The sequence below is a fragment of the Candidatus Villigracilis saccharophilus genome (assembly GCF_016711665.1).
On record NZ_JADJSO010000002.1, the window covers coordinates 184,779 to 207,823 of the forward strand.

The 23,045-nt window shown below is 47.7% G+C and carries 29 protein-coding genes; 17 read left to right on the top strand and 12 right to left on the bottom strand.

What is annotated here, in order from left to right:
- The first annotated feature begins 22 nt into the window (after positions 1 to 22).
- From IPL17_RS01185 to IPL17_RS01195, 3 genes are all read left to right on the top strand, one after another.
- On the top strand, positions 23 to 1,051 hold the full coding sequence (locus IPL17_RS01185; RefSeq protein WP_345305332.1) for a transposase: 1,029 nt from the start codon (positions 23 to 25) through the stop codon (positions 1,049 to 1,051).
- 134 nt (positions 1,052 to 1,185) lie between these two features.
- Positions 1,186 to 1,617 carry a hypothetical protein gene (locus tag IPL17_RS01190; protein ID WP_345305245.1) on the top strand — a complete coding sequence of 144 codons (432 nt, stop codon included), beginning with the start codon at positions 1,186 to 1,188 and terminating at the stop codon, positions 1,615 to 1,617.
- Between the two features lie 20 nt (positions 1,618 to 1,637).
- Positions 1,638 to 2,039 carry a hypothetical protein gene (locus IPL17_RS01195; protein WP_345305246.1) on the top strand — a complete coding sequence of 134 codons (402 nt, stop codon included), beginning with the start codon at positions 1,638 to 1,640 and terminating at the stop codon, positions 2,037 to 2,039.
- Between the two features lie 49 nt (positions 2,040 to 2,088).
- Here the strand turns inward: IPL17_RS01195 and IPL17_RS01200 are convergent, their stop codons facing one another.
- The 4 genes from IPL17_RS01200 to IPL17_RS01215 form a co-directional block, all read right to left on the bottom strand.
- The gene (locus tag IPL17_RS01200) at positions 2,089 to 2,223 is read right to left on the bottom strand and encodes a hypothetical protein (protein ID WP_345305247.1); all 135 of its coding nucleotides are present in this window, start codon (positions 2,221 to 2,223) and stop codon (positions 2,089 to 2,091) included.
- A 423-nt stretch (positions 2,224 to 2,646) separates the two neighbouring features.
- The gene (locus IPL17_RS01205; RefSeq protein WP_345305248.1) at positions 2,647 to 3,486 is read right to left on the bottom strand and encodes a hypothetical protein; all 840 of its coding nucleotides are present in this window, start codon (positions 3,484 to 3,486) and stop codon (positions 2,647 to 2,649) included.
- A 259-nt stretch (positions 3,487 to 3,745) separates the two neighbouring features.
- Positions 3,746 to 4,138 carry a hypothetical protein gene (locus IPL17_RS01210; protein WP_345305249.1) on the bottom strand — a complete coding sequence of 131 codons (393 nt, stop codon included), beginning with the start codon at positions 4,136 to 4,138 and terminating at the stop codon, positions 3,746 to 3,748.
- Between the two features lie 101 nt (positions 4,139 to 4,239).
- Entirely contained in the window at positions 4,240 to 4,461 is a 222-nt protein-coding gene (locus IPL17_RS01215) for an AbrB/MazE/SpoVT family DNA-binding domain-containing protein (protein WP_345305250.1), read from the bottom strand.
- Positions 4,462 to 4,592: 131 nt separating this feature from the next.
- Between IPL17_RS01215 and IPL17_RS01220 the strand changes: the two genes are divergently transcribed.
- From IPL17_RS01220 to IPL17_RS01235, 4 genes are all read left to right on the top strand, one after another.
- Complete coding sequence (locus tag IPL17_RS01220) at positions 4,593 to 4,961, top strand: RHS repeat-associated core domain-containing protein (RefSeq protein ID WP_345305251.1); 369 nt, start codon at positions 4,593 to 4,595, stop codon at positions 4,959 to 4,961.
- A complete protein-coding gene (locus IPL17_RS01225) occupies positions 4,958 to 5,494 on the top strand; it encodes a hypothetical protein (protein WP_345305252.1) in 537 nt (178 codons plus the stop codon). Before IPL17_RS01220 ends, IPL17_RS01225 begins: the two co-directional genes overlap by 4 nt.
- A 278-nt stretch (positions 5,495 to 5,772) precedes the next feature.
- On the top strand, positions 5,773 to 6,066 hold the full coding sequence (locus tag IPL17_RS01230; protein WP_345305253.1) for a hypothetical protein: 294 nt from the start codon (positions 5,773 to 5,775) through the stop codon (positions 6,064 to 6,066).
- Positions 6,059 to 6,724: a nucleotidyl transferase AbiEii/AbiGii toxin family protein gene (locus tag IPL17_RS01235; RefSeq protein ID WP_345305254.1), complete on the top strand. Its 666-nt coding sequence runs from the start codon at positions 6,059 to 6,061 to the stop codon at positions 6,722 to 6,724. The genes IPL17_RS01230 and IPL17_RS01235 overlap by 8 nt, the downstream gene beginning before the upstream one ends.
- Positions 6,725 to 6,819: 95 nt before the next feature.
- Here the strand turns inward: IPL17_RS01235 and IPL17_RS01240 are convergent, their stop codons facing one another.
- The 3 genes from IPL17_RS01240 to IPL17_RS01250 form a co-directional block, all read right to left on the bottom strand.
- A complete protein-coding gene (locus IPL17_RS01240) occupies positions 6,820 to 7,464 on the bottom strand; it encodes a DUF402 domain-containing protein (RefSeq protein ID WP_345305255.1) in 645 nt (214 codons plus the stop codon).
- 247 nt (positions 7,465 to 7,711) lie between these two features.
- Entirely contained in the window at positions 7,712 to 8,377 is a 666-nt protein-coding gene (locus IPL17_RS01245; protein ID WP_345305256.1) for a hypothetical protein, read from the bottom strand.
- An 8-nt stretch (positions 8,378 to 8,385) separates the two neighbouring features.
- Positions 8,386 to 9,726, bottom strand: coding sequence for a radical SAM protein (locus IPL17_RS01250; RefSeq protein ID WP_345305257.1), 1,341 nt, complete (start codon positions 9,724 to 9,726; stop codon positions 8,386 to 8,388).
- A 171-nt stretch (positions 9,727 to 9,897) separates the two neighbouring features.
- Between IPL17_RS01250 and IPL17_RS01255 the strand changes: the two genes are divergently transcribed.
- The 7 genes from IPL17_RS01255 (at position 9,898) to IPL17_RS01285 (ending at position 19,210) form a co-directional block, all read left to right on the top strand.
- Positions 9,898 to 11,643, top strand: coding sequence for an AAA domain-containing protein (locus IPL17_RS01255; RefSeq protein WP_345305258.1), 1,746 nt, complete (start codon positions 9,898 to 9,900; stop codon positions 11,641 to 11,643).
- Positions 11,644 to 11,651: 8 nt separating this feature from the next.
- Positions 11,652 to 13,658: a UvrD-helicase domain-containing protein gene (locus tag IPL17_RS01260; RefSeq protein WP_345305259.1), complete on the top strand. Its 2,007-nt coding sequence runs from the start codon at positions 11,652 to 11,654 to the stop codon at positions 13,656 to 13,658.
- Between the two features lie 48 nt (positions 13,659 to 13,706).
- The gene (locus IPL17_RS01265) at positions 13,707 to 15,953 is read left to right on the top strand and encodes an ATP-dependent RecD-like DNA helicase (RefSeq protein ID WP_345305260.1); all 2,247 of its coding nucleotides are present in this window, start codon (positions 13,707 to 13,709) and stop codon (positions 15,951 to 15,953) included.
- 240 nt (positions 15,954 to 16,193) lie between these two features.
- Positions 16,194 to 17,948: a cellulase family glycosylhydrolase gene (locus IPL17_RS01270; protein ID WP_345305261.1), complete on the top strand. Its 1,755-nt coding sequence runs from the start codon at positions 16,194 to 16,196 to the stop codon at positions 17,946 to 17,948.
- 59 nt (positions 17,949 to 18,007) lie between these two features.
- Entirely contained in the window at positions 18,008 to 18,604 is a 597-nt protein-coding gene (locus IPL17_RS01275) for a cellulase family glycosylhydrolase (protein WP_345305333.1), read from the top strand.
- Entirely contained in the window at positions 18,601 to 18,798 is a 198-nt protein-coding gene (locus IPL17_RS01280) for a hypothetical protein (RefSeq protein ID WP_345305262.1), read from the top strand. Before IPL17_RS01275 ends, IPL17_RS01280 begins: the two co-directional genes overlap by 4 nt.
- Positions 18,799 to 18,922: 124 nt before the next feature.
- Positions 18,923 to 19,210, top strand: a complete 288-nt coding sequence (locus IPL17_RS01285) for a hypothetical protein (protein WP_345305263.1) — start codon at positions 18,923 to 18,925, stop codon at positions 19,208 to 19,210.
- 585 nt (positions 19,211 to 19,795) lie between these two features.
- Here the strand turns inward: IPL17_RS01285 and IPL17_RS01290 are convergent.
- The gene (locus IPL17_RS01290) at positions 19,796 to 20,095 is read right to left on the bottom strand and encodes a hypothetical protein (RefSeq protein ID WP_345305264.1); all 300 of its coding nucleotides are present in this window, start codon (positions 20,093 to 20,095) and stop codon (positions 19,796 to 19,798) included.
- 191 nt (positions 20,096 to 20,286) lie between these two features.
- Here IPL17_RS01290 and IPL17_RS01295 point away from each other — a divergent pair, with 191 nt between their 5' ends.
- Positions 20,287 to 20,469 (top strand): hypothetical protein, encoded by a 183-nt coding sequence (locus IPL17_RS01295; protein ID WP_345305265.1) that lies wholly within the window; start codon positions 20,287 to 20,289, stop codon positions 20,467 to 20,469.
- Here the strand turns inward: IPL17_RS01295 and IPL17_RS01300 are convergent.
- Positions 20,464 to 21,147 carry an aldo/keto reductase gene (locus IPL17_RS01300; protein WP_345305266.1) on the bottom strand — a complete coding sequence of 228 codons (684 nt, stop codon included), beginning with the start codon at positions 21,145 to 21,147 and terminating at the stop codon, positions 20,464 to 20,466. The two genes, IPL17_RS01295 and IPL17_RS01300, sit on opposite strands and share 6 nt — an antisense overlap.
- An 88-nt stretch (positions 21,148 to 21,235) precedes the next feature.
- A complete protein-coding gene (locus IPL17_RS01305; RefSeq protein ID WP_345305267.1) occupies positions 21,236 to 21,571 on the bottom strand; it encodes a hypothetical protein in 336 nt (111 codons plus the stop codon).
- Positions 21,572 to 21,647: 76 nt separating this feature from the next.
- Between IPL17_RS01305 and IPL17_RS01310 the strand changes: the two genes are divergently transcribed.
- Together IPL17_RS01310 and IPL17_RS01315 are read left to right on the top strand one after the other, a co-directional pair.
- Positions 21,648 to 21,896 carry a type II toxin-antitoxin system Phd/YefM family antitoxin gene (locus IPL17_RS01310; protein WP_345305268.1) on the top strand — a complete coding sequence of 83 codons (249 nt, stop codon included), beginning with the start codon at positions 21,648 to 21,650 and terminating at the stop codon, positions 21,894 to 21,896.
- Positions 21,893 to 22,312 carry a type II toxin-antitoxin system VapC family toxin gene (locus tag IPL17_RS01315; RefSeq protein WP_345305269.1) on the top strand — a complete coding sequence of 140 codons (420 nt, stop codon included), beginning with the start codon at positions 21,893 to 21,895 and terminating at the stop codon, positions 22,310 to 22,312. The genes IPL17_RS01310 and IPL17_RS01315 overlap by 4 nt, the downstream gene beginning before the upstream one ends.
- Before the next feature lie 134 nt (positions 22,313 to 22,446).
- Here IPL17_RS01315 and IPL17_RS01320 read toward each other — a convergent pair whose 3' ends face one another.
- Together IPL17_RS01320 and IPL17_RS01325 are read right to left on the bottom strand one after the other, a co-directional pair.
- Entirely contained in the window at positions 22,447 to 22,665 is a 219-nt protein-coding gene (locus IPL17_RS01320; RefSeq protein ID WP_345305270.1) for a hypothetical protein, read from the bottom strand.
- 57 nt (positions 22,666 to 22,722) lie between these two features.
- The gene (locus IPL17_RS01325) at positions 22,723 to 23,043 is read right to left on the bottom strand and encodes a hypothetical protein (protein WP_345305271.1); all 321 of its coding nucleotides are present in this window, start codon (positions 23,041 to 23,043) and stop codon (positions 22,723 to 22,725) included.
- Positions 23,044 to 23,045 lie beyond the last annotated feature (2 nt).

The following is a 23,045-nucleotide window of genomic DNA, read 5'->3' on the forward strand; positions in this document are numbered from 1 at the left end:
AAAAGCAGATAAGTTTGAGGGTATGAGACCAAGAACTCAAACAGTCAGTCGTCTGGACTATTGCCAATATCTGTTGGTCAGCCAGATCAATTACACATTGACGAATTTTGCCGAGCACAGCGAAAAGTTTAGTCATGATGCCCTCAACCGTTATTTGGAGGGAGACAAACTGAGCCCCAAGTTGACCTGGGAGAATGTTCAAAATCAAGTGATCCAAACCCCAAAAGGGTTTCTGGTCTTTGACGATACGGTTGCGGACAAGAACTTTTCTCACAACATTGAGCTGGTGCGGCGTCAATACAGCGGAAATGCGCATGGCGTCATCAAAGGCATCGGGATTGTGACGTGTGTGTATGTCAATCCGGAATTGGATCAATTTTGGATCATTGACTATCGGATCTATGATCCGGATGGAGACGGGAAGACGAAACTGGACCATGTGCAAGAGATGCTCCTGAATTGTGTTCATCAAAAACAGCTACAGTTTTGGGCCGTCCTGATGGACAGCTGGTATGCGACGAAAGAGATCATGCTAGCGATCGAAAAGTACGAGAAGATCTACTACTGTCCACTCAAAGATAATCGTCAGGTGGATGATTCAAATGCGACCCAGCCTTACCGGCGGGTGGACGCACTGGAATGGACGGAACTGGAAAAACAGAAAGGCAAGATTGTAAAGATCAAAGGATTTCCTGGCAGTCATAAGGTGAAACTCTTCCGGGTAGTGCTTTCTACACAGCGCACGGACTATGTTGTGACCAACGACATGGCGCAAGACGACACGCAGGCGGTACGAGAAGTGTGCAGCTTTCGATGGAAGGTCGAGCAGTTTCACCGAGAAACCAAACAACTCACTGGATTAGAAGGATGTCAGTGTCGCAAAGCCAGAATTGTCCGAAATCATATTGCCTGTGCCATTTTAGTTTGGGTGCGTCTCAAGCAGGTTGCCAATGAAACCAAGCAAACGGTTTATCACCTCAAGCATGGACTTCTTTCCGATTACCTGCGCCAGCAACTCAAATCTCCTGCCATTCAGATGGCTCTTGCGTAAGTCCTAATATACTAAACGATAAAGCAGAATTTAGTTCAAATATATCAGACCAATGGTGGCGACCATCAACCTTGCAGTACCATTGGTATTTGTCACAAGGACGCTTTTACAGCGACTATAACCACACCTCAGATATGCCGGAACTTCTAGTTATAGGTGGCGGGCTTTTCCTTGGAGGTTATGGTTATTTAGGTGAGATAAGGGATAAATTTGGAAATAAATACTATACAGGAGGATTAGGCGCTACTCTTGGTGTTGGTGTAGTTGAACGCTGGGAAGGTTATTCAAGAAAGCATGTGCCTGGAGGTTTTGAAGGAAAATGGGGTTCTTCTGAAAACGAGCTTAAGAATATCATTCTCGGATGGTCATTGAGTGATTCCATTTCAATAATTGATACAGGTACAGGGATGTCAATTAATAGTTCAAGATTAATAGCTCTTTATGGACCTCCCATGGCAATGCTGGGCGTTTCTGGCGGCTTGAGTTATACATGGGAGGCGCCAGACAAGGACTACTTACATCGTTGGCAATGGGTGGATGAGATTCGGTCATTTAGTCCACCATAATTTTTACGAGATAGGGCACCATGAAAAAAATAAAGTTCTTCCTTTCTTTTCTTGTGATTTTGACTGTACAAATGAGTTGTTATGCGCCTAGAAGAAGTCTTCCTCAAACAACGCCATTGCCAGTAGAAGTTAAAGCACCATCACTTACATTACGAGGAGAAAAATATCAATTTATTATTCAAACATCACCACTCGTGACCTGTCACACGGGAGTTGCGTTTTGGGATACGTCAAACAACTGGGTATTTGAAGAATTCCCAACAATTCAAGCGAATTCGCTAGGGGTTTGTGAATGGAATTGGGAAGTCCCAGTTCAAGCTCTCGATGGCGCAGCGGCATTCCGAGGATTTGTGGAAAATGAAAATGAAAGCACAGACTTGATGCCTGTAACATTTTGCATTGAAGTTGAGGATTGTGAATAAATAATTACTAAAAATCATAAGCGGAAGTCAACGTCTTATAAAAAAACTTCTAGGGGGTGGTAGGGGGTGATTTCTCTGCCCATGAAAAGAAAAGCGCCAGGTCGCTGATGATATGCTTCCTAGCGCTGGAGTGCGGATACTGGCAGGTCAGCCAGTCTTGGAATGGGGTAAAGTCGATGTGCATGATAATCTCCTGTTAGTAGTTTTGCAGGAGATTATCATATTGCGCATCTGAGATAAACAGTTCTTACTGTTCAAGTCAGTGGATTATATAACTTGCTATTGCAATAATCGCAGTACTTGAAAACAATATCGAAAAAAAGTATATTGTGAATTTTTTCCAGCCGGTCAATTGATCCCATGGATCCCCAGAAAACCAAAAAGAATTAATCCCTCTGAGCCAAAATTGAGCAAACCAAGGAAAATTTAACACTATCAGGATTCCAGGCGTAATCCAACTTATTGAAGCTAAGATCATTCCGAAGTAAACCAATAGGCTGATCTTTGTGATTGCTCCAAAAATTACTAATATTAAGAATAGCACAAAGATACTTCGGGATATCTGAAAAACCATTGTCAAAGAATTTTTATTCACGCTTTATTTCTCCTAATGGGAAAGCGTCTGAGAATATGCAGCGCTTAAATCCCATCCATTAATTTGATCTTGCACTGCCTTGGTCCAACCTAATGAAGGATTCCTGTAAGGTAGCGAAAATGTTCCAATTGCTCCTGCTCCATAACCCACTTCAAGCCCAAGATAATATGCAGATACACCAGTCAATTCTAATGGATCGATACTTGATGGGCACAATGATACAGCAATACCTCCAACAAGTTGGAAACTTCCTTCACCACAAAAGCCATCTATCGCTTTAGAAATATCTGCCGGAGAAGGCATGTCAATGTTGTCTGTACAGGCTGCCCAATTACACAAATATCCTTCTGTATAACCTATGCCTAATGTTCCACCTGCTCCTCCAGAAACAGCCAAGTGAAATTGTCCATTTATGTCCACAAGTAAGTTCAACTCCGCTGGCCCAACACCCAATGATATGCTCCGGAAATGAGGATAGTCAATCATATTTCCTCCATCAACATAAGTTCTTGGAGATTCCAATGGACGAAATAGGTCATAATACCTTGCAGAAGTATCTCGCCAGTAAATACCGGGAGTTCTTTGTTTTCTGACTTCTGTTTGGTAGTAATCAAACAGAAGCCTTGAACCCACCATTATTTTTTCACAATTAATTGACCAAATTCTCTCAGTACTTGAGTATGAAATTTTCGGCGTCCAATGTGTAAGATCAAGAGACCCAGTTCGCGTGTAATCGAAGTCTTGAGCTTCTAGTAACATAGCCAAGAAACCCCACCTTGATCTTCGCGTCCACGATATATCTGTTGCATTTTCGTAAGCGAAGTTACCGATTGGAATATTTTTGTCAATCATGCTTATTGGAAACTTTCCTATCGGATCGATTCGATTTATCGGATTCCCCTCAACATATATCCACCGGTTCAGGGACAGAGGACGATTCACATTCCCACTCCATGTATCCCGTGACTGGAACCTCCCATCAGCGGGGTTGTAATACCTTGCTCTCAAATAAAGCAACTGTGTGGAATCCCCATAAGATGCATCTTGTGTCCCAAAGCCGGTTTGATCATTTTATCTATGAGCGGCACAAATAGGACACGAACATATTTCTTTATTCAAGTAAGGTATCTATTGCTCTTCGAGCCTCTTTTAATACACGTTCAGAAATCCATAATGATGAGCTTGCTAGGTTATCCAACAATAGAAGTGCGAGCGCTTTATCAAGTATGTTTTCATTTGCAACATTCCACAAAAGTATTCCGATTGACCCATGAACTTCCAACCCAGCTGATTCGGCAAACTGGCGCGCTTGCGCATCATCAGTAAGCAGCCAATCGGCATGTTCCTGCAATGCCAAGCCAATAGCTTCTGCTTCCCCGCCGTCAATTTGATTCGCTTTCACCCATTTTTCGGCTTTTTGTCGGGTCGATTTTTCAAGATCAACAATCCTTACCCACTGCGGTGGATGCCAGCCTTGTGCATTTGCTTCAAACTCAATTGCCACAAGTGAAGGTATCAGAATTTCACCTGCCAGCGACAGTTAATGAATCGCTCCTGCTTCGCTTAAGTGTAGGAGTGGTCCCGTGTCGCTTACAATAATTCGCGTCATTTCTTTTTGCCTTTTTGTTTTACCGCCCAGTTAACATCGGCTAACTGATACTTCTCTGCCAAGGCACGATCAATTGGTAATTTGGGAATGAGACGAATAGAGCCATCCTCTTCAACAAGGACTTCAAGCAGATCGCCTTCATTCAATTTTGCTTTTCGACGGGCTGGAGCTGGGAGGGTAATTTGCCCATTGCTACGGACTTGTAAATATTCAGACATGGCTTCTCACTTTCTCTAAATCTGATTTTCTGATTTCTCATATATCATAACACCACGAATAACCAAATGTCAATCTAGAAAGATTGGAATTTCGTTTTTTTTCAGTGGTTGTGTTCATATCCTGTTTCTGGTTGTTAAATAATACCTATATAACCTTACCTGCAGAAGACATTTTGGCGCAAGATGAATCTTATGGGGATTCCACACAGTTGCTGTATTTGAGAGCACGTTATTACAATCCTGCCGATGGGAGGTTTACCTCACGAGATACGTGGGGTGGAGATGCAAATCGTCCTATGTCCATGAATCGGTGGGGGTATGTGGAAGGGAATCCTGTAAATTATTTTGATCCCAGTGGACATATAGCAGAAGGACATGAAGCTAGAACAGCTGATGTTATTAGAGATAAATTGAAAATTTTTTATGGTGTCGAAATTCATAAAGATTGGGGGTACTTGAATGAGTTCTTTCAATATCCAAACATGTTGACCAATCAATGACTCTGATAAATTGTCAATGGGTTGAAGGAGATTGGCGCTCTTTAGATGAACTCGAATTAACCTTTGAAGCAATAAACGATATGAATAAAGTGTTGGGTGAAAAAAGGCTATTTAGCACTGCAATGAGATGGGAGCCCGTTAGGTTTTATCATGTCTCAACTGATTATATTTATGATCCAAACAAGAAGGGAGCCTATTCACTAAACAATGTGATACTTCCTAATAACGTTTTTAATTCTACCGACGGATGGGCAAAAGGACAAATTGTACATGAACTAGCCCATGTAATAGATTTTCGACAATGGTGGCCACCGTTTCGATTAAGCAATGGCATGGCCGCTCTTACAAAATCATTTAAAGATGGCCTTTATGTTAATACAGGCGAGGCAGCACCTAACAGGTATGCACAGAGTCATCTTAGAGAAGATTGGGCTGAGAGTTTTAAATACGTTGTATATCCGTCTTTTGGTTACTTGGGTCCAATCAGAAAAGACTATATCGAAGATGCAATTAAAAACTATTGGGTTCCATAGTCTTGTGGAGAATGCATGAAAATAAAGTATTTAATTTATCAGATTATGCCCACCCCTACTCCTTTACCGGATCAAATGGATAAAAGCCCCTTTACGGGCATTCCTTGCGCCGCGCCGTGCTGGCAAGGTCTTATTGTTGTGAGAGTCGAATGAAAGCGATGTAATCCCCATAAGATGCAGGAATATCACAACTGCCTCAATGAGGTTCTATAACGCCATAATAATTCGCTCAAGGAAAACCGAGTTAGGTAAATTCATCGGTGTATAATAATATTGCTATGGATATTACAAAACGTTTATCTTACGTTTGGGACTACGATTTGAATGAAATCCAGTTCCGAGAAATTCTTGAAGGGCGTTGGGCACTGGGGCGATTGAACAGGGATTGGGCTGCCCGCCGCCTTCTTGACTATGCTCCTTATGAAGAGATTATTCGTTTAATTGGCTTCAAGCAACTTGTGGAAAACTGGGACCGATGGCGGCCCGGAGTACGCTCAAAAAACCGCGTTCGGGGTTTTGACTTTCTCGTTACTTGGCTTCCTGACAAACACCCAGAGTTATTAAATGGCTAAGTCCTCATACTATTTCGACATCCTATACCCATTTCAGGATCGTGTAATAAAAATCATCAGTCAGATTGATACGGAATTTTATTTATCAGGCGGAACGGCTGCATCGCGAGGTTATCTTAATCATCGTTTTTCAGATGACCTGGATTATTTTATTAACGACGACTCTCGCTTTGGGCTGTGGACGGAGAGACTGATTCAAGCATTTAATTCCCACTGGAGTTGTGAGGTAATTTTAAAAGAAGAGCGATTTGCTCGCTTCAATTTGATTGAGAATAATAATTTGTTGAAGATTGAATTAATTAATGATGTTCCCGCGCGGGTTGGCAAAATTCAAAACCACCCAACGCTTGGACGATTGGACACTGCTGAAAATATTCTTGCTAATAAAATCACAGCCCTACTTGATCGTGATGAGCCTAAAGACCTGGCTGACATTTGGGGTTTTTGTTTTATAAAAGATTTGAGTGTTCGAGACGCGATTTCAAATGCGCAAGGTAAGGCGATGGGGGTTTTTCCGGCTGATTTGGGGCGTGCTTTATGCTCTGTCAACCATGTAGATTGGGAATCAATTCGCTGGATAGAAGCACCATCTGCCGATGTTTTCCTCTCAGAGTTGAATGAGTTGGGAGAAAGCCTATTGTTACCGGGAAATACGTAATCATGGAACATTTGGTAATTATTGACTTACACCCCATAAACAATAAAAAGGGCGTCACGATCCTCATCAAAAAACAGCCAAGGTCTGAGCTAAAGCTAATTTGCAGGGGGAAGCACTTCCAAGTTTACCTTATCCCAAAGATGCGATAATTCAGGAAGCCCCCATGCAGGATCTGCCTGCCAGCGCCTCCATTCTTCATATATAGAACGCCGTTCCGTGGTTACCAGCCTGAGCGCCCTTTCACCTTCAGCCTGAATTTCACACGCCTTTTCCCTGGAATAGACACCCACCTTTTGGGCTTCGCTAAATTCATCGTCATCCTTCCATTTCCATTCGGTCATATCAGGCTGGATGACGACATCCAGCATATGATCCATCGTGTCAAAACCAATTCCTGTGCGTCGAATGGGCTCCTGCAAATTGATATACCAGCAGTTCAAATTTCGAGTGCCAGTTTCCCACATCAGATATGTGCTGAACGAATCGCCAGGCACGATCAAGAACAATACATCGGTTCTTTCCCACTGGCAATCGACAATTTTTATTTTTTCCGGGGTCAGTAATTCTCCTGGTGTGGGCTTGTGGTCGGTGTCCTTGCCGACCACACCGGCCGGCATATATAGAACAATTAATTCCGCTGTGTCTTGAACAACGATCGTTGGGTATGCCCAAAATACCTTATTGCCAACACCGCGCAAGGCCGCATTTTCGCCCGATACCCGGAAAGTATTTTCACGCATTTTAATTCTCCCGAAATATGACAAACCAAATAAAGAATTACTCTCCCCAGGAACCGTTTGCCCCATGAAACTCGAACAATATTTTGCCTGTATCAACATCCCAGAAGCGGACAATATTTAATGCGGCTTCCTCATACCCCACCTCTGTCGAGACCAAAGGGGCGGAGTCGTCAAGCCATTCCAAATGACGCTTGTATCTATTAAATCAAAAAAACCAAGTTGTTTGTGGGAATTACAACGTTAATACTTATTCTTCCATCCCATCTTCTCTCACTTCCCACAAATCATCCAGCTTGCTGGAAAACCACAACTCGACATATTTCAAACGCGGCTCTGTAATTTCAGCATTGCCCGTCAGGGTGGAATAACTTTTGTGAACGAGTCTCAAATTGATATCTGAGCGAATTGCCCGGATTTCACGATATAACTTTGTGATATCCCCGAGGTTGGTTGAGTTTGGACAGATGCAGATGAGCAATCCATCATAGCTTAATTCCCCAAACAGTAATTTTGAAAAGTCAGCATAGCCAGGCACAACTTGATCAAAGTCCACCAGACGATGACCGTCGCAATCCTCTGAAAGCGGCGGACCAAAGAAGATCACATCATCACAGATGAACCGTCGCATAGCATTAACGTCAAGCGCATTCCCCAGATGACATTCAATTCCCTTTTCGCGATTGGTGGCAACAATAGCTGGCTCAAGATCCAATCCGCGAACAACTTGCACTCCAAGTTCGACTGCATAAGCCTGATGCTGCCGCGAATAATCACCGCAACAAATCTCAGAGATCGCCTTGGCCTTGGGAGCAAATTCGCGCAGGAGCACAACTCGCTGCGCAATGGTTTGTGCATTCGTGCGGGCAAAAGAACGGCGGGTCAAATCGGGGAGTCGAACAGGGGAAGATTTCATGGATGAAATTAAATTTCCGTGCTGAGGTCACGTTTTGAAAGATGCCCGGTCAAGATGGCAACTTCGCGGTTAATTCTTTCGATGGCAGAAACATCCTCAAATGAGATGAATTCTTCGTGCATCCGACGCGCCAGCATGGTAACGATGGCGCGCAGGCTGCACAAGTGTGTGAAGGCTGAGCCAAAGAGCGAACGATCCACAAGAGGCAGGTATTTCTCCAGTTGATGATTGGCGTGCAGTTGATAGACAAAGGCTTCATCAAAATGATTGAGCACCTCCACCAGAGTCTGTTGATTTAAATTTCCATAGCCTTCGCCAGCCTGCGATAAGCGGCAGGATGCCAGCTCGCCATTGGCTTTGATGGTCAACGTTGGACTCAGGCGGTAGAAGTTACGGCAGGACAGAGCGTGACTACGCTCCTCCAGGATCGGGAATTGGATCGTGTCATCGCCGGCGCCATTGCCCACATCGATGAAATTGCTGAGGGCGTTGGTTGAGTCAAGTGAAAGCCGCAGGGCCCGTTCACCCGGCGGAGTGAGCGGATCAAAGTCGTAAATAACGGAAGCAGGCTCGGCCAGGAACGCTTCGAATTCTGCGTCGCTCCACTCCGGTCGGATCAGCAAGGAGACTCGCGGTGCCAGTCCGCTTTTCTTGACTTGGTCCAATCCGCGTAGAACTTTTTGATAAAGACCTGCATGATGACGTGATGCATCATGCAGCTCGCCTTGGCCATCCAGGCTGAAGACAATATGACTGACGCCGCGCCGCTTCAATTCCTCCAGATAGGCCTGCGTGCTCACAAAGGTCTGACCGGCCGCCTTGAAATTTTCCTGCTCAAGCCACCAGCCATTGGTGTAGAGCGAAATCACAATATCATCGCCGTGCGAGCGAATATGCTCAACTACATCCAGCCAGCCATCCCCGTACCGCGAAACCTCACCGCCCACAAAATCAAATCGGCGAATGCCCATACGCAATAAACTATTCGCAGCATCCATGAGCAATTGCGGATCGGATTCAGTCAGGCGGGGAACCTGCGCGTTATAACAATGCTCGCAGTTGAAGTTGCAGTACGTTGTGAATTCGAAGATCACCTTTTGGACATGTTCAAAGGGGTTGCGACGATACCCCAGTCGAATATCGTCACGGCTAACAGAGTCATTAGAAAGTTCGATCAGACCCTCGTCACGCATGGCATGCTGGAGCGAAGAATCCGCGTACGGCGCGCTCAATCCTGTGTAGAGGTCAAGCAACAGATCAGTCTCAGGCGAATCGCCAAGATGCAGTTGATTGACACTCACCAGATGGCGCGTGACCATCCATCCGTAATAGCTCAGTCTGATGTTCATGCTTCCATTTTACGGCATTAACAAAGCAGTCTCGGACACAAAATCTTCGGAGACTGCTTTTCATAATGTGAGATTTCTAATCGCAATATTTTCAAATAAAAGGCCGCATAAAAACTGCTATACTCCACTATAAGGCATTAAAATTTGCTCCAAAGGGGAGCTCCCCACAGCATGAAAGTATCATCACTTGATTTCCTGAATAAGCTACGCGAATTCGTCCGGGATGAAGCCGACACCCAACACCGCGAATTAGAAAGACAATGGTCTCACTCCATTCGGGACCGAGTTGCCAAAGGCTGGGCAGTTGAAGGGTTGCGTGTTGAGCAAATAAAAAATGGCATAGCCCGTCTTTCGTGCGCGACCAATGATTCGCGTTTCCGTGAAGGCGATCTGGTCATTCTGCATCAAAATAATCCCTGGGATCCAAACGCGCTTCATTTCGATCTGCAATACGACGGGGAAACCGATCTTGAAGTCAGTTTGATGAAGGGCAATGAAACTTTCCTTTTATCTCAAACGGAAGGCTGGGTCATGGATCAGGATTGGTTCGACTCCAGCCAGTTTTATCTTGACGCATTGAATACGGTCGCAGACACCAACCTTGGACGGGATACCATTCTGCCATTACTCCAGGGCAAGCTTACGCCAAAAATAGATTACGCCCGCTATGAACGCGCCCAAAAAGAATTACAGAATGCGGGGCTCAACGATAGCCAGATTGAGTCTGTGGCCATGTCATACGCCACAGACCTGCTGCACCTGATCCAGGGACCGCCCGGTACCGGCAAGACTCTTATGCTTGCCCATCTTGCCCGCTTATTAGTCCAGGATGGGCAGCGCGTATTTGTGACCGCCCTGACCCATCGCGCGATCCACAACGCACTGAATAAGATCGCGGAAGTGGACAGCATGATTCCCGTCTGTAAGATCGGTGAGGAAAGACATACGGGCGATCTGGATGTACCGAACTACAATAATTTTTCCAATTCCCGTTTTGGCGATAACAGCGGCGGGTATGTGATCGGCGCCACCCCTTTCGCCCGCCAAACCCAGCGCCTCTCCGGGGTGGAGTTCGATGTTGTCCTGTTTGATGAGGCATCCCAGATCACCCTGCCGCTGGCGATCATGGGGATGCTGGCGGGCAGCAAATATGTTTTTATCGGGGATGAAAATCAGCTTCAACCGGTGACGGCATTTTCCACTTCCGAGGTGGCCCAAACCTCCATCTTTAATTATCTCTCTGGCCGCGGAAATGAAACCATGCTCGCTGTGACCTATCGATTAAATGATGTGCTGACCGACTGGCCGAGCCGGACCTTTTATCAAAACGAACTCAAGTCAAGCGAACATTCCGCCGCACGGCGATTGAATTTGTCACCTGAAGTCACCCGCTGGGATGCGGTGCTTGATCCTGCTTCCCCCGCGGTCTTCCTTGACCTGTGCCAGAAGAACACCACAGTTCGAAGCCGGGTGGAAGCCGATGTGGTTCTGGAATTGATCCTGTGCCTTTTGATGCGGGATGTATCCCCGCAGGATATCGGCGTCGTGGTCTCCTATCGTGCGCAGAGCCGCCTGATCCGCAGTTTGATCCGCAGAAATCTGATGGATAGTGAGATCGCCAATCGCCTTGTAGTGGATACCGTGGAACGCATGCAGGGACAGGAACGGGAAGTCATCATCGTATCCTTTGCAACCTCCAGTGCCAAGTTTGCTTCTCAAATGGCGGAATTCCTTTTTCAACCTCAACGCCTGAATGTCGCCGTGACCCGCCCGCGCACAAAATTAATTCTGGTTGGAAGCAGCAACATGCTGAATGCAGATCAGTATGACGAAAGCCAAAAGGAAATCATGGATGTCCTGCGCGATCTGATCCATAGCTGTCATCATATTACCGTACCGAACGGCGTCCTGGACTAACCCCCTTCATGGCACATATCCTTCCCGACACCCCGCCCCAGAGCATGCCGAAGGAAGTGCTGCGCGTTTTTCGAGCGCTCAAATCACTGCCTGATTCCTATTATGTCTGGCACCATCTTGCTCCGTGGCAGCCCGACGCCCCTGATTTTCTGGTTATCAATGAACAAGGCCGGACGTTATTGATCAAGGTCAGCTCCGCCGCCAGTGACCAGGCCAGCACTGCCGCGCAGATGCTGCTTCTGGAGGATAACAAAAAAGAATTGGGGCGGAATGAGAATGTCCTGCTGGAAAATTTTGTCGGTGCGTTGAAGTTACCGGCTGATCAAAACATTGAAACGCTGGTGATATTCCCGAATATTCAACATAAACAGGCGGCGGCCAGCCGATTGGAGCGCCGCGCTGGAGAACCGCATTGGGTTGGCAAGGAGATCGTTCAATCAGACTCTGGTCTTGAATTGAACCAATATCTTTTATCCGCTCCACTTGACCCGATCTGGCTGGAAAAACTCCGCCAACACTTCACTCCAGAAATTGTGATCCAACCCGAGATGACCGTTCGGCAGCCCATCGAACGACGCACGCAAGCCGGGTTAACCAGCTATCTGCTTGATTATGATCAAGAAGCAGCGGTCAAAACCGATTTGGAACTCCCTGAAGACGATCAATCCCTCCCCAGCGACCTGCGCCTCAATATCATTAACGGTGTTGCGGGGAGCGGCAAGACCTTGATCCTTCTGTATCGATTGCGCCTCCTGTATCGCCTTTATCCAAACAAGAAATTCCTGGTATTGACTCATAACCGCCCATTGAGCCATGACATGGAAAGTCGGTTTTCCAGGCTGGAAAGTCGTTCATCGGGTAATATCGAGTGGCGGACCTTCAATGCCTGGTGCTATCACCACTGGCCCAAACAACCCAAATGGATCGAACCCCTTAACACAAAGGCGCGCAAAAGGATCATCGAAGAAACCTGGCGGAGCCATCTGCAAAAATCCACGATCAGCCTGCATATGTTTGAGAGTGAACTGGATTGGTTCAAGGATCAGATCCCATTATCGCAAGATGAATATTTAACCGTTGACCGCCGCGGACGCGGGTTTGGTTTGAATATGGAACAACGCCAGCGGATATTCGGTGCCATGCAGGACTACCAGATCTCTCTGCAAAAAAGAGGCGCGTGCGACTGGGGGGATGTGCCCAGGCTTCTTTGGCAATCCTCAGAAACCGGCGAAGTGAAGTTACCCGAATATGACTTCATCCTGGTTGATGAAACCCAGTTTTTCGCACCACTCTGGATGCGCTTGATCCAAAAATCACTCACCCCCCGCAGTGGACATCTATTCCTCGTTGCTGACCCAACCCAGGGATTTCTTGGGCGCGGCACAACCTGGAAATCCCTCGGACTTGAAGCGCGCGGTCATACCCACAATCTTAGAAGAAGCTATCGCACCACTCTTGAAATTATGCAATTTGCCACCCTGCTGTATCGCCTGCGTCTGGGTGACGAAGCAGATGACGACATCCTCATTCCTGACATGCTCAACATGCCAAATGGCGCTTTTCCAGAGATCATTCCACTCACAAGTCCTCAAGATGAAACCACACGAGTAGCCAATGAAGTGGAAAGTTTGGTGAAACAGGGCTTCCCGAAAAAACATCTGCTTCTACTTCACGGTGACGCGTGGGGAGCGAAAAATCTAATTCAGGCCATAGACGAACGGCTCGGCAAAAACGCGGCCTATGACCCGAAGGATACCTATCCTGGAGATTATGTCCGCGTGACCACCTTGAACGCAGGAGCCGGCCTGGAAAGTCATATCGTTTTCCTGGTTGGGCTGCAGCAACTCTTTGAAGAGGAGCAGTCTTTGCGCCTGTCTGACGAAGAACGGGAAAACCTGATCCGCGATAATACCCGCAAGCTTTATATGGCAGCAACACGTGCAGGGCAAAGATTAGTTTTGACCTATTCAGGTGAACTGCCAGAAGTGTTGAAGTCTGCAATCGGGATGAAATAAAAAAAACGATTCAAGATTCCCCACTTTCCTGCCGGGTATACTTAACTTATGGAAACCCTCTGCGGAGCCGTTGAGCGCATCACCTATTACAATCCTGAAAATGGATACACCGTGTTGCGTTTGCGCCCGGATACAAAGATGGCGAATCGCTTCACCAATAAATCCAGCCTGAACGCGGATGGGTTGGCTACAGTGGTGGGGAGTTTGCCTGAACTTTCACCAGGAGAACATTTACGCCTGCAGGGGCAATGGGATAACCATCCAAAGCACGGACCACAATTCAAAGCTGAAGTTTGTGAACAAACATTGCCGGCCACGGTGGCCGGGATCCAGGGTTATCTCGGATCGGGCATGATCAAAGGCATCGGCCCGCGCTTTGCTGAACGCATCGTCGAATTATTCAAGGAAGACACCTTCAATGTGATCGAGACTACCCCAGACCGCTTGCTCGAAGTGAGTGGCATCGGTCTTGACCGTAAAAATAAGATCACCACCGCCTGGAAAGAGCAAAAACAGGTCAAGGAGATCATGGTCTTCTTACATGGCCACGGGGTGAGTACGAATCTGGCCGTCAAGATATACAAGACATACGGGGATGCGTCCCTTGAAACGGTTCAAAAAAATCCATATCAACTCGAACGCGATATTTATGGAGTTGGCTTCAAAACCGCGGACCGCATCGCCCAAGCATTGGGATTGCCTCCCGAACATCCTTCGCGCATCGAGGCGGGGATCGTGTTCGCCCTGAATGAAATGATCAACGATGGTCATGTCTATGCTCCCAGGGAATTGCTGTCGCAGCGAGCCATCGAGCTGCTTGAAGTTCCACAAGAGCTGATCGCCCCAGCTCTTGAACGTCTGGCACAGGATGAACGCATTCGCCCTGAGATGATTCCCTTGAACAGCAAGAACGATGGAAAGGGAAAACAAACGGTCACTGAATCTCAGGCGATGTACGGCACACCTGTTATATACCTGACCCCGCTTTACTTCGGCGAGAAGGGCGTTGCCGAACGCTTACAAACACTTGCCAGCGCGGCGTCGCAGGAAAAGACGATGAACCACAGTCTCTTTCCTGTGGAGAATCTATCTGATGAACAACAAGCCGCTGTGAACATGGCGCTGACTCATCCGCTCAGTATCCTTACTGGCGGCCCAGGCACTGGAAAGACCACCTGTTTGAAAGCCTTGATCACCACGATCGCAGATCAGCATAAGCGCTTCGCACTGGCTTCTCCAACCGGACGAGCAGCAAAGCGTCTCTCTGAAGCAACGGGACATCCTGCGAGCACCATCCATCGGTTATTGGAATACTCCCCTGTTGAAGGATTCAAGCACAATACAGAAAATCCACTTGACTTAGACTTTCTGGTGGTGGATGAGGCCTCGATGTTGGATCTGCTGTTGATGAACCATCTGCTCAAGGCGGTTCGTCCAGGCACGCATGTATTGTTTGTCGGGGACATCGATCAACTTCCATCGGTGGGAGCCGGCGATGTGCTGCGCAACATGATCAGCAGCGGGGTCGCGCCGATCACCCGCCTGAGCAGCATATTTCGTCAGGCCGCTGATTCGAAGATCATCACCAATGCCCATCTGATCAACCAGGGCAAGTTTCCAGTGTTCTCAAAAGAAAGCGGAGACTTCTTTTTATTCCCCGCGGAAGATGCAACCGCCGCAGCGGACTGGATCGTGGATGTGGTTTCGGTAAGAATTCCCCAGAAGTTTGGGTTTGATGCAGTGCGGGACATTCAGGTGTTATCCCCGATCTATCGTGGTCCCGCTGGGGTGATCGCGCTAAATGAACGCTTGCAGGAGAAGCTTAATCCGCCCGCCAATAACAAACTCGAACGCAAACTGTACGGCACGATCTTTCGCCTGGGTGACAAGGTGATGCAGACCCAGAACAACTATGACAAGGATGTCTACAACGGCGATATTGGTTTTGTTACTTCGATCGATGTTGTGGAACAGACAATTATTGTAGATTTCGATGGACGATTGGCAACCTATGATTGGAGTGACGCGGACCAACTAACCCTTGCCTATGTGGTTTCAATTCACAAGGCGCAGGGATCAGAGTTTCCTGTGGTCGTGATGCCGATCGTGACGCAGCACTACACCATGCTTCAGCGCAATCTGCTTTACACAGCCATCACCCGCGCTCGCAAGTTGTGTGTGCTGGCAGGCAGCCCACGCGCGATCAGCATGGCGGTGCGGAATAATAAGGTGTCGCAGCGTTTCACGGCATTGGAGTGGCGATTGACAAATATCGGTATGAAGACTGAATCATAAAAATATTTGAAAGGATGAAGTATATGGGAAGCGTAATTAAAGCAAAGTGTCCATGTGCTTATGTATCAGGTGGTTTGTTCGAAGGCTGCGGTATGGCAGGTCCAAGCAGTAAGAAGGTCTTCAACAAGCCCTGCAATAAGCGGATACGGGAATTCACGTCGTATAATTTGGAAAAGCGGGAATGAACCTGCGTAACCGAAATGCCTTTCATCCAGCGTGCATAGAACCAAGGTGGAAACCATGAAAAAATTCATCCCGATCATCATTTTAAGTCTAGTGCTTTCCAGTTGTCAGAGCGCCCCCATACCAGAGGTTCCCTCCACGGCTGCGCCTACTCAACAAGTTCAGAGTGAATTTCCTTCTGGGTTTTTACGATCCAACGGCCAGGCGCTTGTGAACGCAGACAGTGCGGTCCTTTTGCGATTGCTTGCTGTAAATTTCACACATGACCCGCTTGTGCAAGATTATGCGGATGCCCGCGCCATGGGATTTAACGCGGTCCGTCTTGGGCTGGATATGGATCTGTTTTCAACAGCCGAAACCGCCAACAGTTGGCTGGATACACAGGTCGCGTCTGCAAAAGAAGCAGGAATATATCTAATACTCAGTTTGAACACAAAATCCGATCAATCCACGCTGTGGTCGGATACCGCTGAGCAAGCCGTCCTGGATTTTTGGGACAGCATTGCACGAAAGTATGCCGCCGAAGTTGTGATCGCTGCATACGATCTACTCAACAGGCCGGTCCCGATGGGGCTCGATCAATGGCAATCCCTGGCAGAAAAAATCGCCAGGGCCATCCGGGCCAGCGACTCCAATCATCCCTTGATCGTTCAGGCAGCCCTGGTACCTGATCGCACTTTCATATATCTTGAAGATCCGAATTACATCCTTGGCTTCGATTTTTTCAAGCCTTATGAATTCACAGCGCTAAGCCAGGGTCAATATCCAAGCGAGGCAATTTTCCAGCCTGCATGGGAAGATTTTAAATTGACGGAAAATCTAAGCAATCCCAAACTCGCTGCGGGGACAACAGATTGGACCGAAACAGGCGCTTCCCTCAACCTGGTGGTCAACCGCGAGACGGTCATAGGGGTCCCCGCCGTTGCTTGTGACTACCTGCTCGGATCAGCCTGGTTCAGTAATTTTACAGTTCGCGAATATGATGAAACAGGGGAATTTCTAAGGGATGTGAACACCATTGACCTGGCTCAATCCAGCTTTTGGGGGCCGTGGAGTCCCAATAACAATACCATCATTGAAAAGGTGGATGACAGTCCCTGGGGTCAAACCGGTACGTCCATTCATTTTGCGCCTATCAATGCAGGTCAGTCTGCGGACGGCACGGTCGCGGATCAGAATTTTGCTTTTGAAGCTATACCCGGCCGCAGCTATACTGTTCACGGCTGGGTGCGGGGAGAAAATGTAAACCCTGACGCCGACTGCAGATTTAACATTGAATTTTATTCATATGCAGGCCGTGATCAGCTGGCAGTTTGGGATCGAGACCATTTGCAGCGTGAATTGGAGCGTCTTGCAAATTATGGCCAATTTCATGATCTGCCCATGATGCTGGTCGATTTTGGTGTGACACGCGAAAGCCTGAATAAAGGCGGGACGGTCTGGGCGCAGGATATGTTTGATCTGTTGGACGGATTTTCATGGAGTTATGCCTGGAAATCCTATCGTGATGACCGCTGGGGGATGTATCCAGCAAAGAGTAATGTTTTCTCACATCCAATACTCGCAGCCCTTTTCCAACGCCCAGATCCAGTCTTGAGTACTGTTTCTGCTCCAAAAAGCGCATCGAATATCCAGCCAGTCCTTTTGGACGGCTTTGTGCACGCCCAGGGACAGGATCTGATTGTTGGATCCTCTCAACAGGCAATTCGCCTGGTCGGAATTAATTTCAACAACGATCTTTATACTCAAAATTTTCCGTTCATGCCCCATCATGCCAGGCGTGATTTTTTGAGGTGCGGCGATTGGGCTTAATTTAATCCGCTTCAATCTGACCTATCAATGGTTCACGGAAAACCCTGACCAGGGCTGGGCTGGCGGATCAGCAGGTTGCCTGGGCGAAGGAAGCCGGTGTGTACCTGGACATCAATATGCATTACGTGCCTGGGCAGGATATTTGGACGGTGTCAACTGACCCGGAATCACAGGCGCAAACCGCCGACCTTTGGCGCATGCTGGCTGACCGCTATAAGGATGAGACCATAATTGCCGCATATGATCTGATGAACGAGCCATTCAATCTCGAACCGGCAGTCTATCAATCGTATATGCAAAAGGTGGTGGATGCCATTCGTGAGGTGGATACCAACCATCTGATCATTGTCGAGGTCATCCCCGGCAATAACCCGCAATTCGTAACCGTGAAAGATGACAATGTGATGTATGATTTTCATCATTATCAGCCGGGGAATCTCACTCACGAAAATACAATGGGCCTATTTAATACAAAACCTATCCCGATCCGGGATTTTCTGGAGATCCGCTGGGACCGGTTAAGTATCTTGGCCCGCTGCGCACAGCCTCACTGCCGGACGGTTCGTCCGACTGGATCCTATATGAAACCCCATTTTTGGATCCAGGCAAACAGCAGAACACCCGGGCGTTTGGTTCTCCCGGCAGGAAGTGCATGAATAATACCGGGAAAGCGTATTTTGGAGATTTTCAAATCCTTGCACAAAAAGGCTCTGAAAGCCCGCAGGTCCTGGTGGATATCACGATCGATCTGGAAAGTATCATCTGGAAAAATCCCGATCCCGATCCGTCATATTTGGGGTATCGCCGCAAAATCATAACAACACTTCCGAAGGCCGCTCCTGACCGTTAGAGAGTCCGGAAACTCCTGCGGAACGAATCGATAAAAGGTACTTTTGAGGTACAACCCGACACAAAATATCAGATCAAAGGCTGGATGAAAGGCGACGACATTTCCGCCCGCGAATTGTTCCTATATGATCGATTTTTTCCAGCTTGATCCTCAGGATGAGCTCATTCGCCATGATCGTGATTTCCTGGCCGAGCGCATGCTGGCTGGAATTCAATTTGGCGAACAAAACAATGTCCCCATAAACGTCGGTGAGTTTGGAGTCTTCCAAACAACATTTCTTTCGCCAGAAGCAGGCGGTGCACGCTGGGTAACTGACATGCTTGATCTGTTAAACGAAAACAATCTAAATTTTGCCTACTGGGATTATCATGGTTCATGGGGTTTATATCCAGACCTGCCGGCACTATCCTGATCCAGCCGATATTAACAGACCGCTCTTGGACGTGTTCTTGGCCAGGAACAAAAATGAAATCAGGGTAGTTTTCTACCCGCTCATCTCACTTTCAAAAGTGAAATCGTTTTCTCCACTCTCTTACAATACCGAACAAAAAGCCCCTGATTTTCAACGAATCAGGGCTTGCGTTTATGTAAACAACCTCACGCCTAAAGGCGGAGGCTTTATCCTAACCCTTGGGTTGAGGATCAATGGCAGGTTTACAACTGCCCCGCCAGTCCAAAGGACTGGCGGAAAAAGTTTTAACTTTGACGCTGAGAACTGCAAAGAACGATTATTCTCTGCAACCTTCTATTCTCAACAGGAAAGGTACTGAAAGCTGTTGTCTCCAAAAAAAATGGAGTGCCTTACCGAAATTATAACAGAGGCTTTAATTGAAAATTGAAACCAATTCAAGAAGCAGACGGTATCCTCCCATTGCTAAAGCAAGGGTGGCGCCATGTGCCGCGACTCTGATGCAGGAGTGCCGCCTCAAATTCTTGCATCTGTCCGCGATATTCACAAAGCCAAGGATCGTCTTTTCCAGTGGATGAACCCCGGAATTCACGAGACCAATCCGACTCTGAATGACGGAACTGGATCATCGTGGATGCGATGCTCGTTCCGCATCTCATTCCACAGCCGCCAGACATCTCCACGCCCATCGCAGGTGACAAACTCAAATTTCCCAGGGCAGTCTCCACCAGTATTTGTTTCTTTGTTTTCGCTCGCAGCTTCACATCCACGAACTTCAACAGGTACCGCCAGTCGGCGCAACTGCGCCAGCCAGTAGGATGCACGGTTCCCAGATGCCATCGCCTTGTTCATATCAAAGACCTGATCCACTTGAATGCTTTGAAACATCAGGAACCTCCTTTTAGGAATCAACGCCCCGCACCAGAACGGTATGGGGCTGTGAATGTGAACTATTTTCTTTGAGAAATTAACGGGCGACTTGCGAGAGAGTGCCAAGTTGTTCGATCTCATCACCGACAACCTGAACTCATCGCGCCGGCATTTTCCTGCGCCTGACTGGCCTTCGTCACACCGGAATGGTGACCACACTATCGCCCTGGGAATTGATCACCCAGTTCAGCGCCACCCGGGATGCGGGTGGCATTGTAACGAAGGGCAATTTCTTCAGCTCGGATACCAGCCGGGCGACTCTTTTCCATACTGCGGCGCAGCCTGCCCGCCACATGGCTGGTTTCTTATCCAGCAGTTCGGGATTTTTATGATACTTGCCACTCAGCAATCCTGATTCCAGTGGAGTGTATGCGATGATCGTTACTCCTAATTCCTTTTGCAGTTTCCAGGATGCCGTTCTTCTCGATCGTACGGTCAAGCAAACTATAGCGGACCTGGTTCACCGCCAGAGGCAAACCATACTTCTGCAATTGACGATGCGCTCGACGCATCTGGTCGGGATTGAAGTTGCTGATACCCACAGAACGGATTTTGCCGGCCTTGACCAGCTTTGCCATTTCATCCATTTCGGCTTCCTTTGAAGAAAATCCGAAAGGCTGATGCACCATGTACAGGCCGATGCTGTAACCGTCCAGGAAACGCAGGCGGTCTTCAATGCTCTTGGGAATGTTGCGTGCCGTGCGAAAAAGCGGCCACCACTTTGTGGCCACCACAACATCCTGATCGGACTTGCCGGCCGTCTTGAGCGCTGTCGATAGTGAGGTTTCTGAGACGCCGTTCCCGTAAAGTTCAGCCGTGTCGAACCAGTTGATCTTCCCTCCAACCCCCGCCTTGACCGTCGCGTTTTTCTCTTGCTGGGCAATGATGGGAAATACCGATCCCATCAACCCACCGCCGCCGGCAAATTCCATCATACCCAAACCAATGGGAGTCACTTGAATCCCAGTCCTCCCAAGCGTTCGTTTAGAAACCTGAATATCTGATGTCATATATTTTCCTTTTGTTGTTCATGCGATTTTTTATTGCTTTCCCGCTTCGTCCCATACAAGACGTGAGGATGTTCTATATACTTACCATCTACTGTACAAGTCGGTTCTGAACCGGTGCCTGCCAGCTCGGTTCAGAACCGAACGAAGCATAGTGAATGGCATAGGCTTTACGGACGCGGAGCGAGCGACGCGCACCGCGTTCGAAGCGAAAGAGCGGTTCTTTATCGTACACATATTTCCTGGGTGTGCGGCGGAAGATCGTCCAGCCGATGGCATGGGGAGCGCCGGGGGAACTGCGCTCAATTTGAATGCGCTGGCCCTTTCTCAGCATGCACATGGTTTGTTTAAAGGGCAGGAATTCAGAAGATCCTGAAAGTTTTGCCTGAAACAGCAAGACCAACAGTTCGAAAAATGGATCGGTCATATGTCTCCTTTAGATTGACTTTCGTTTGAAGGAAAGGTAAAATCTGGCTAGACAGACTAGACAGAAAGGAGTGACAATGAACGAAACTTGGCAAATCCAGGATGCAAAAAACAAACTAAGTGAGGTGATCGCACGCGCCTTAAAGCAGGGACCTCAACTGATCACTAAGCACGGCGAGAAAACCGTTGTAGTTATTTCATATGCCGAATACGAGACCCTGCGTAAATCCCAGGGTAAACTTTCTGAATTTTTTCGTACCTCTCCCCTGGCTGGACTTGAGCTGCCTCGTGACAAGTCCCTGCCGCGCAAGGGAATAGAGCTATGAAATACCTGCTTGATACCTGCATCATCTCGGAACTGGTTGCCAAGCACCCAAATCCGAAAGTTGTGGAATTCGTTGATTCTCTGGACTCTGGGGATGTTTACTTGAGCGTTATCACGATTGGGGAAATTGCCAAAGGCGTTGAAAAATTACCCAAATCGAAACGTAAACAGGAATTGCATTCCTGGCTCAAGGAAGATTTGATGGTTCGCTTTGATGGAAGGATTATTCCATTGGATACAGATATTTTGATGGAATGGGGAATTCTCATTGCGCGCCTGGAATCAACAGGAATCACTTTACCTGCAATAGACTCGCTCATTGCAGCAACAACACTTACTTACAAGTTAACATTGGTCACCCGAAACGTGAATGATTTCGATGGCGCAGACGTCAGGATCATCAATCCATGGGAGTAGGTTAATAATTTGGAGTGGTCTCAAAAATCCCGGGAAACAAACAGCGGAGCCACATGATGGTTCCGCTGTTTGTTTGATGTTATAGATCATTATTTTATTCCGCCCGAACCTCACGCAGGGTGGTTAGCATCGATTCAAGCGATTCGCACTTCCACATCCGGGTCAGGAACCAGGTCTCCGTTCTGCTCAAAGTAATGCGCGACACTGATCAGTGCATCATGCCTTTCGATCACTAGGCGGTTGTAGTGTGGCATGTCAAAGCGCACATGGAAATCGGTATGAGCCTGGAATTGTTCAAGCACTTCGTGCGATCGCAGCAGATGCTCGATCATGGTTTGAAATAGTGTGGTCATTGGTTCCTCCATAAATGAATGAGAGGGCAACCATATAGCCGCCCTCTCATTGAATGGTTATCCTTCCCAGCCGCTTATATCGTCCTCGATCCTGTATTCGAGCCAGTCGTCGTCATGCAGTCTTGAAGAATTTTCAAACTCCTCTGTTAATAGACCCTCATCCGGTTCCGTGTCCGCTTCAGTGTCTTCATGCTCAACGCGCAGGATCACATCGAACGGGAGATCAAACGGGTTCCAGACCTCCAGCGTGCCGGCGAGACTGTACCCCGCCCGGCAAAAATCCAGAGGTGAATTCCCCGGGGAGACGAGCACAATGTATTCATCTTCAGCGCAGGTGAAGTAGGAAAGCAGGCAGGGGGCATCAAATTCGTGGTTCATCT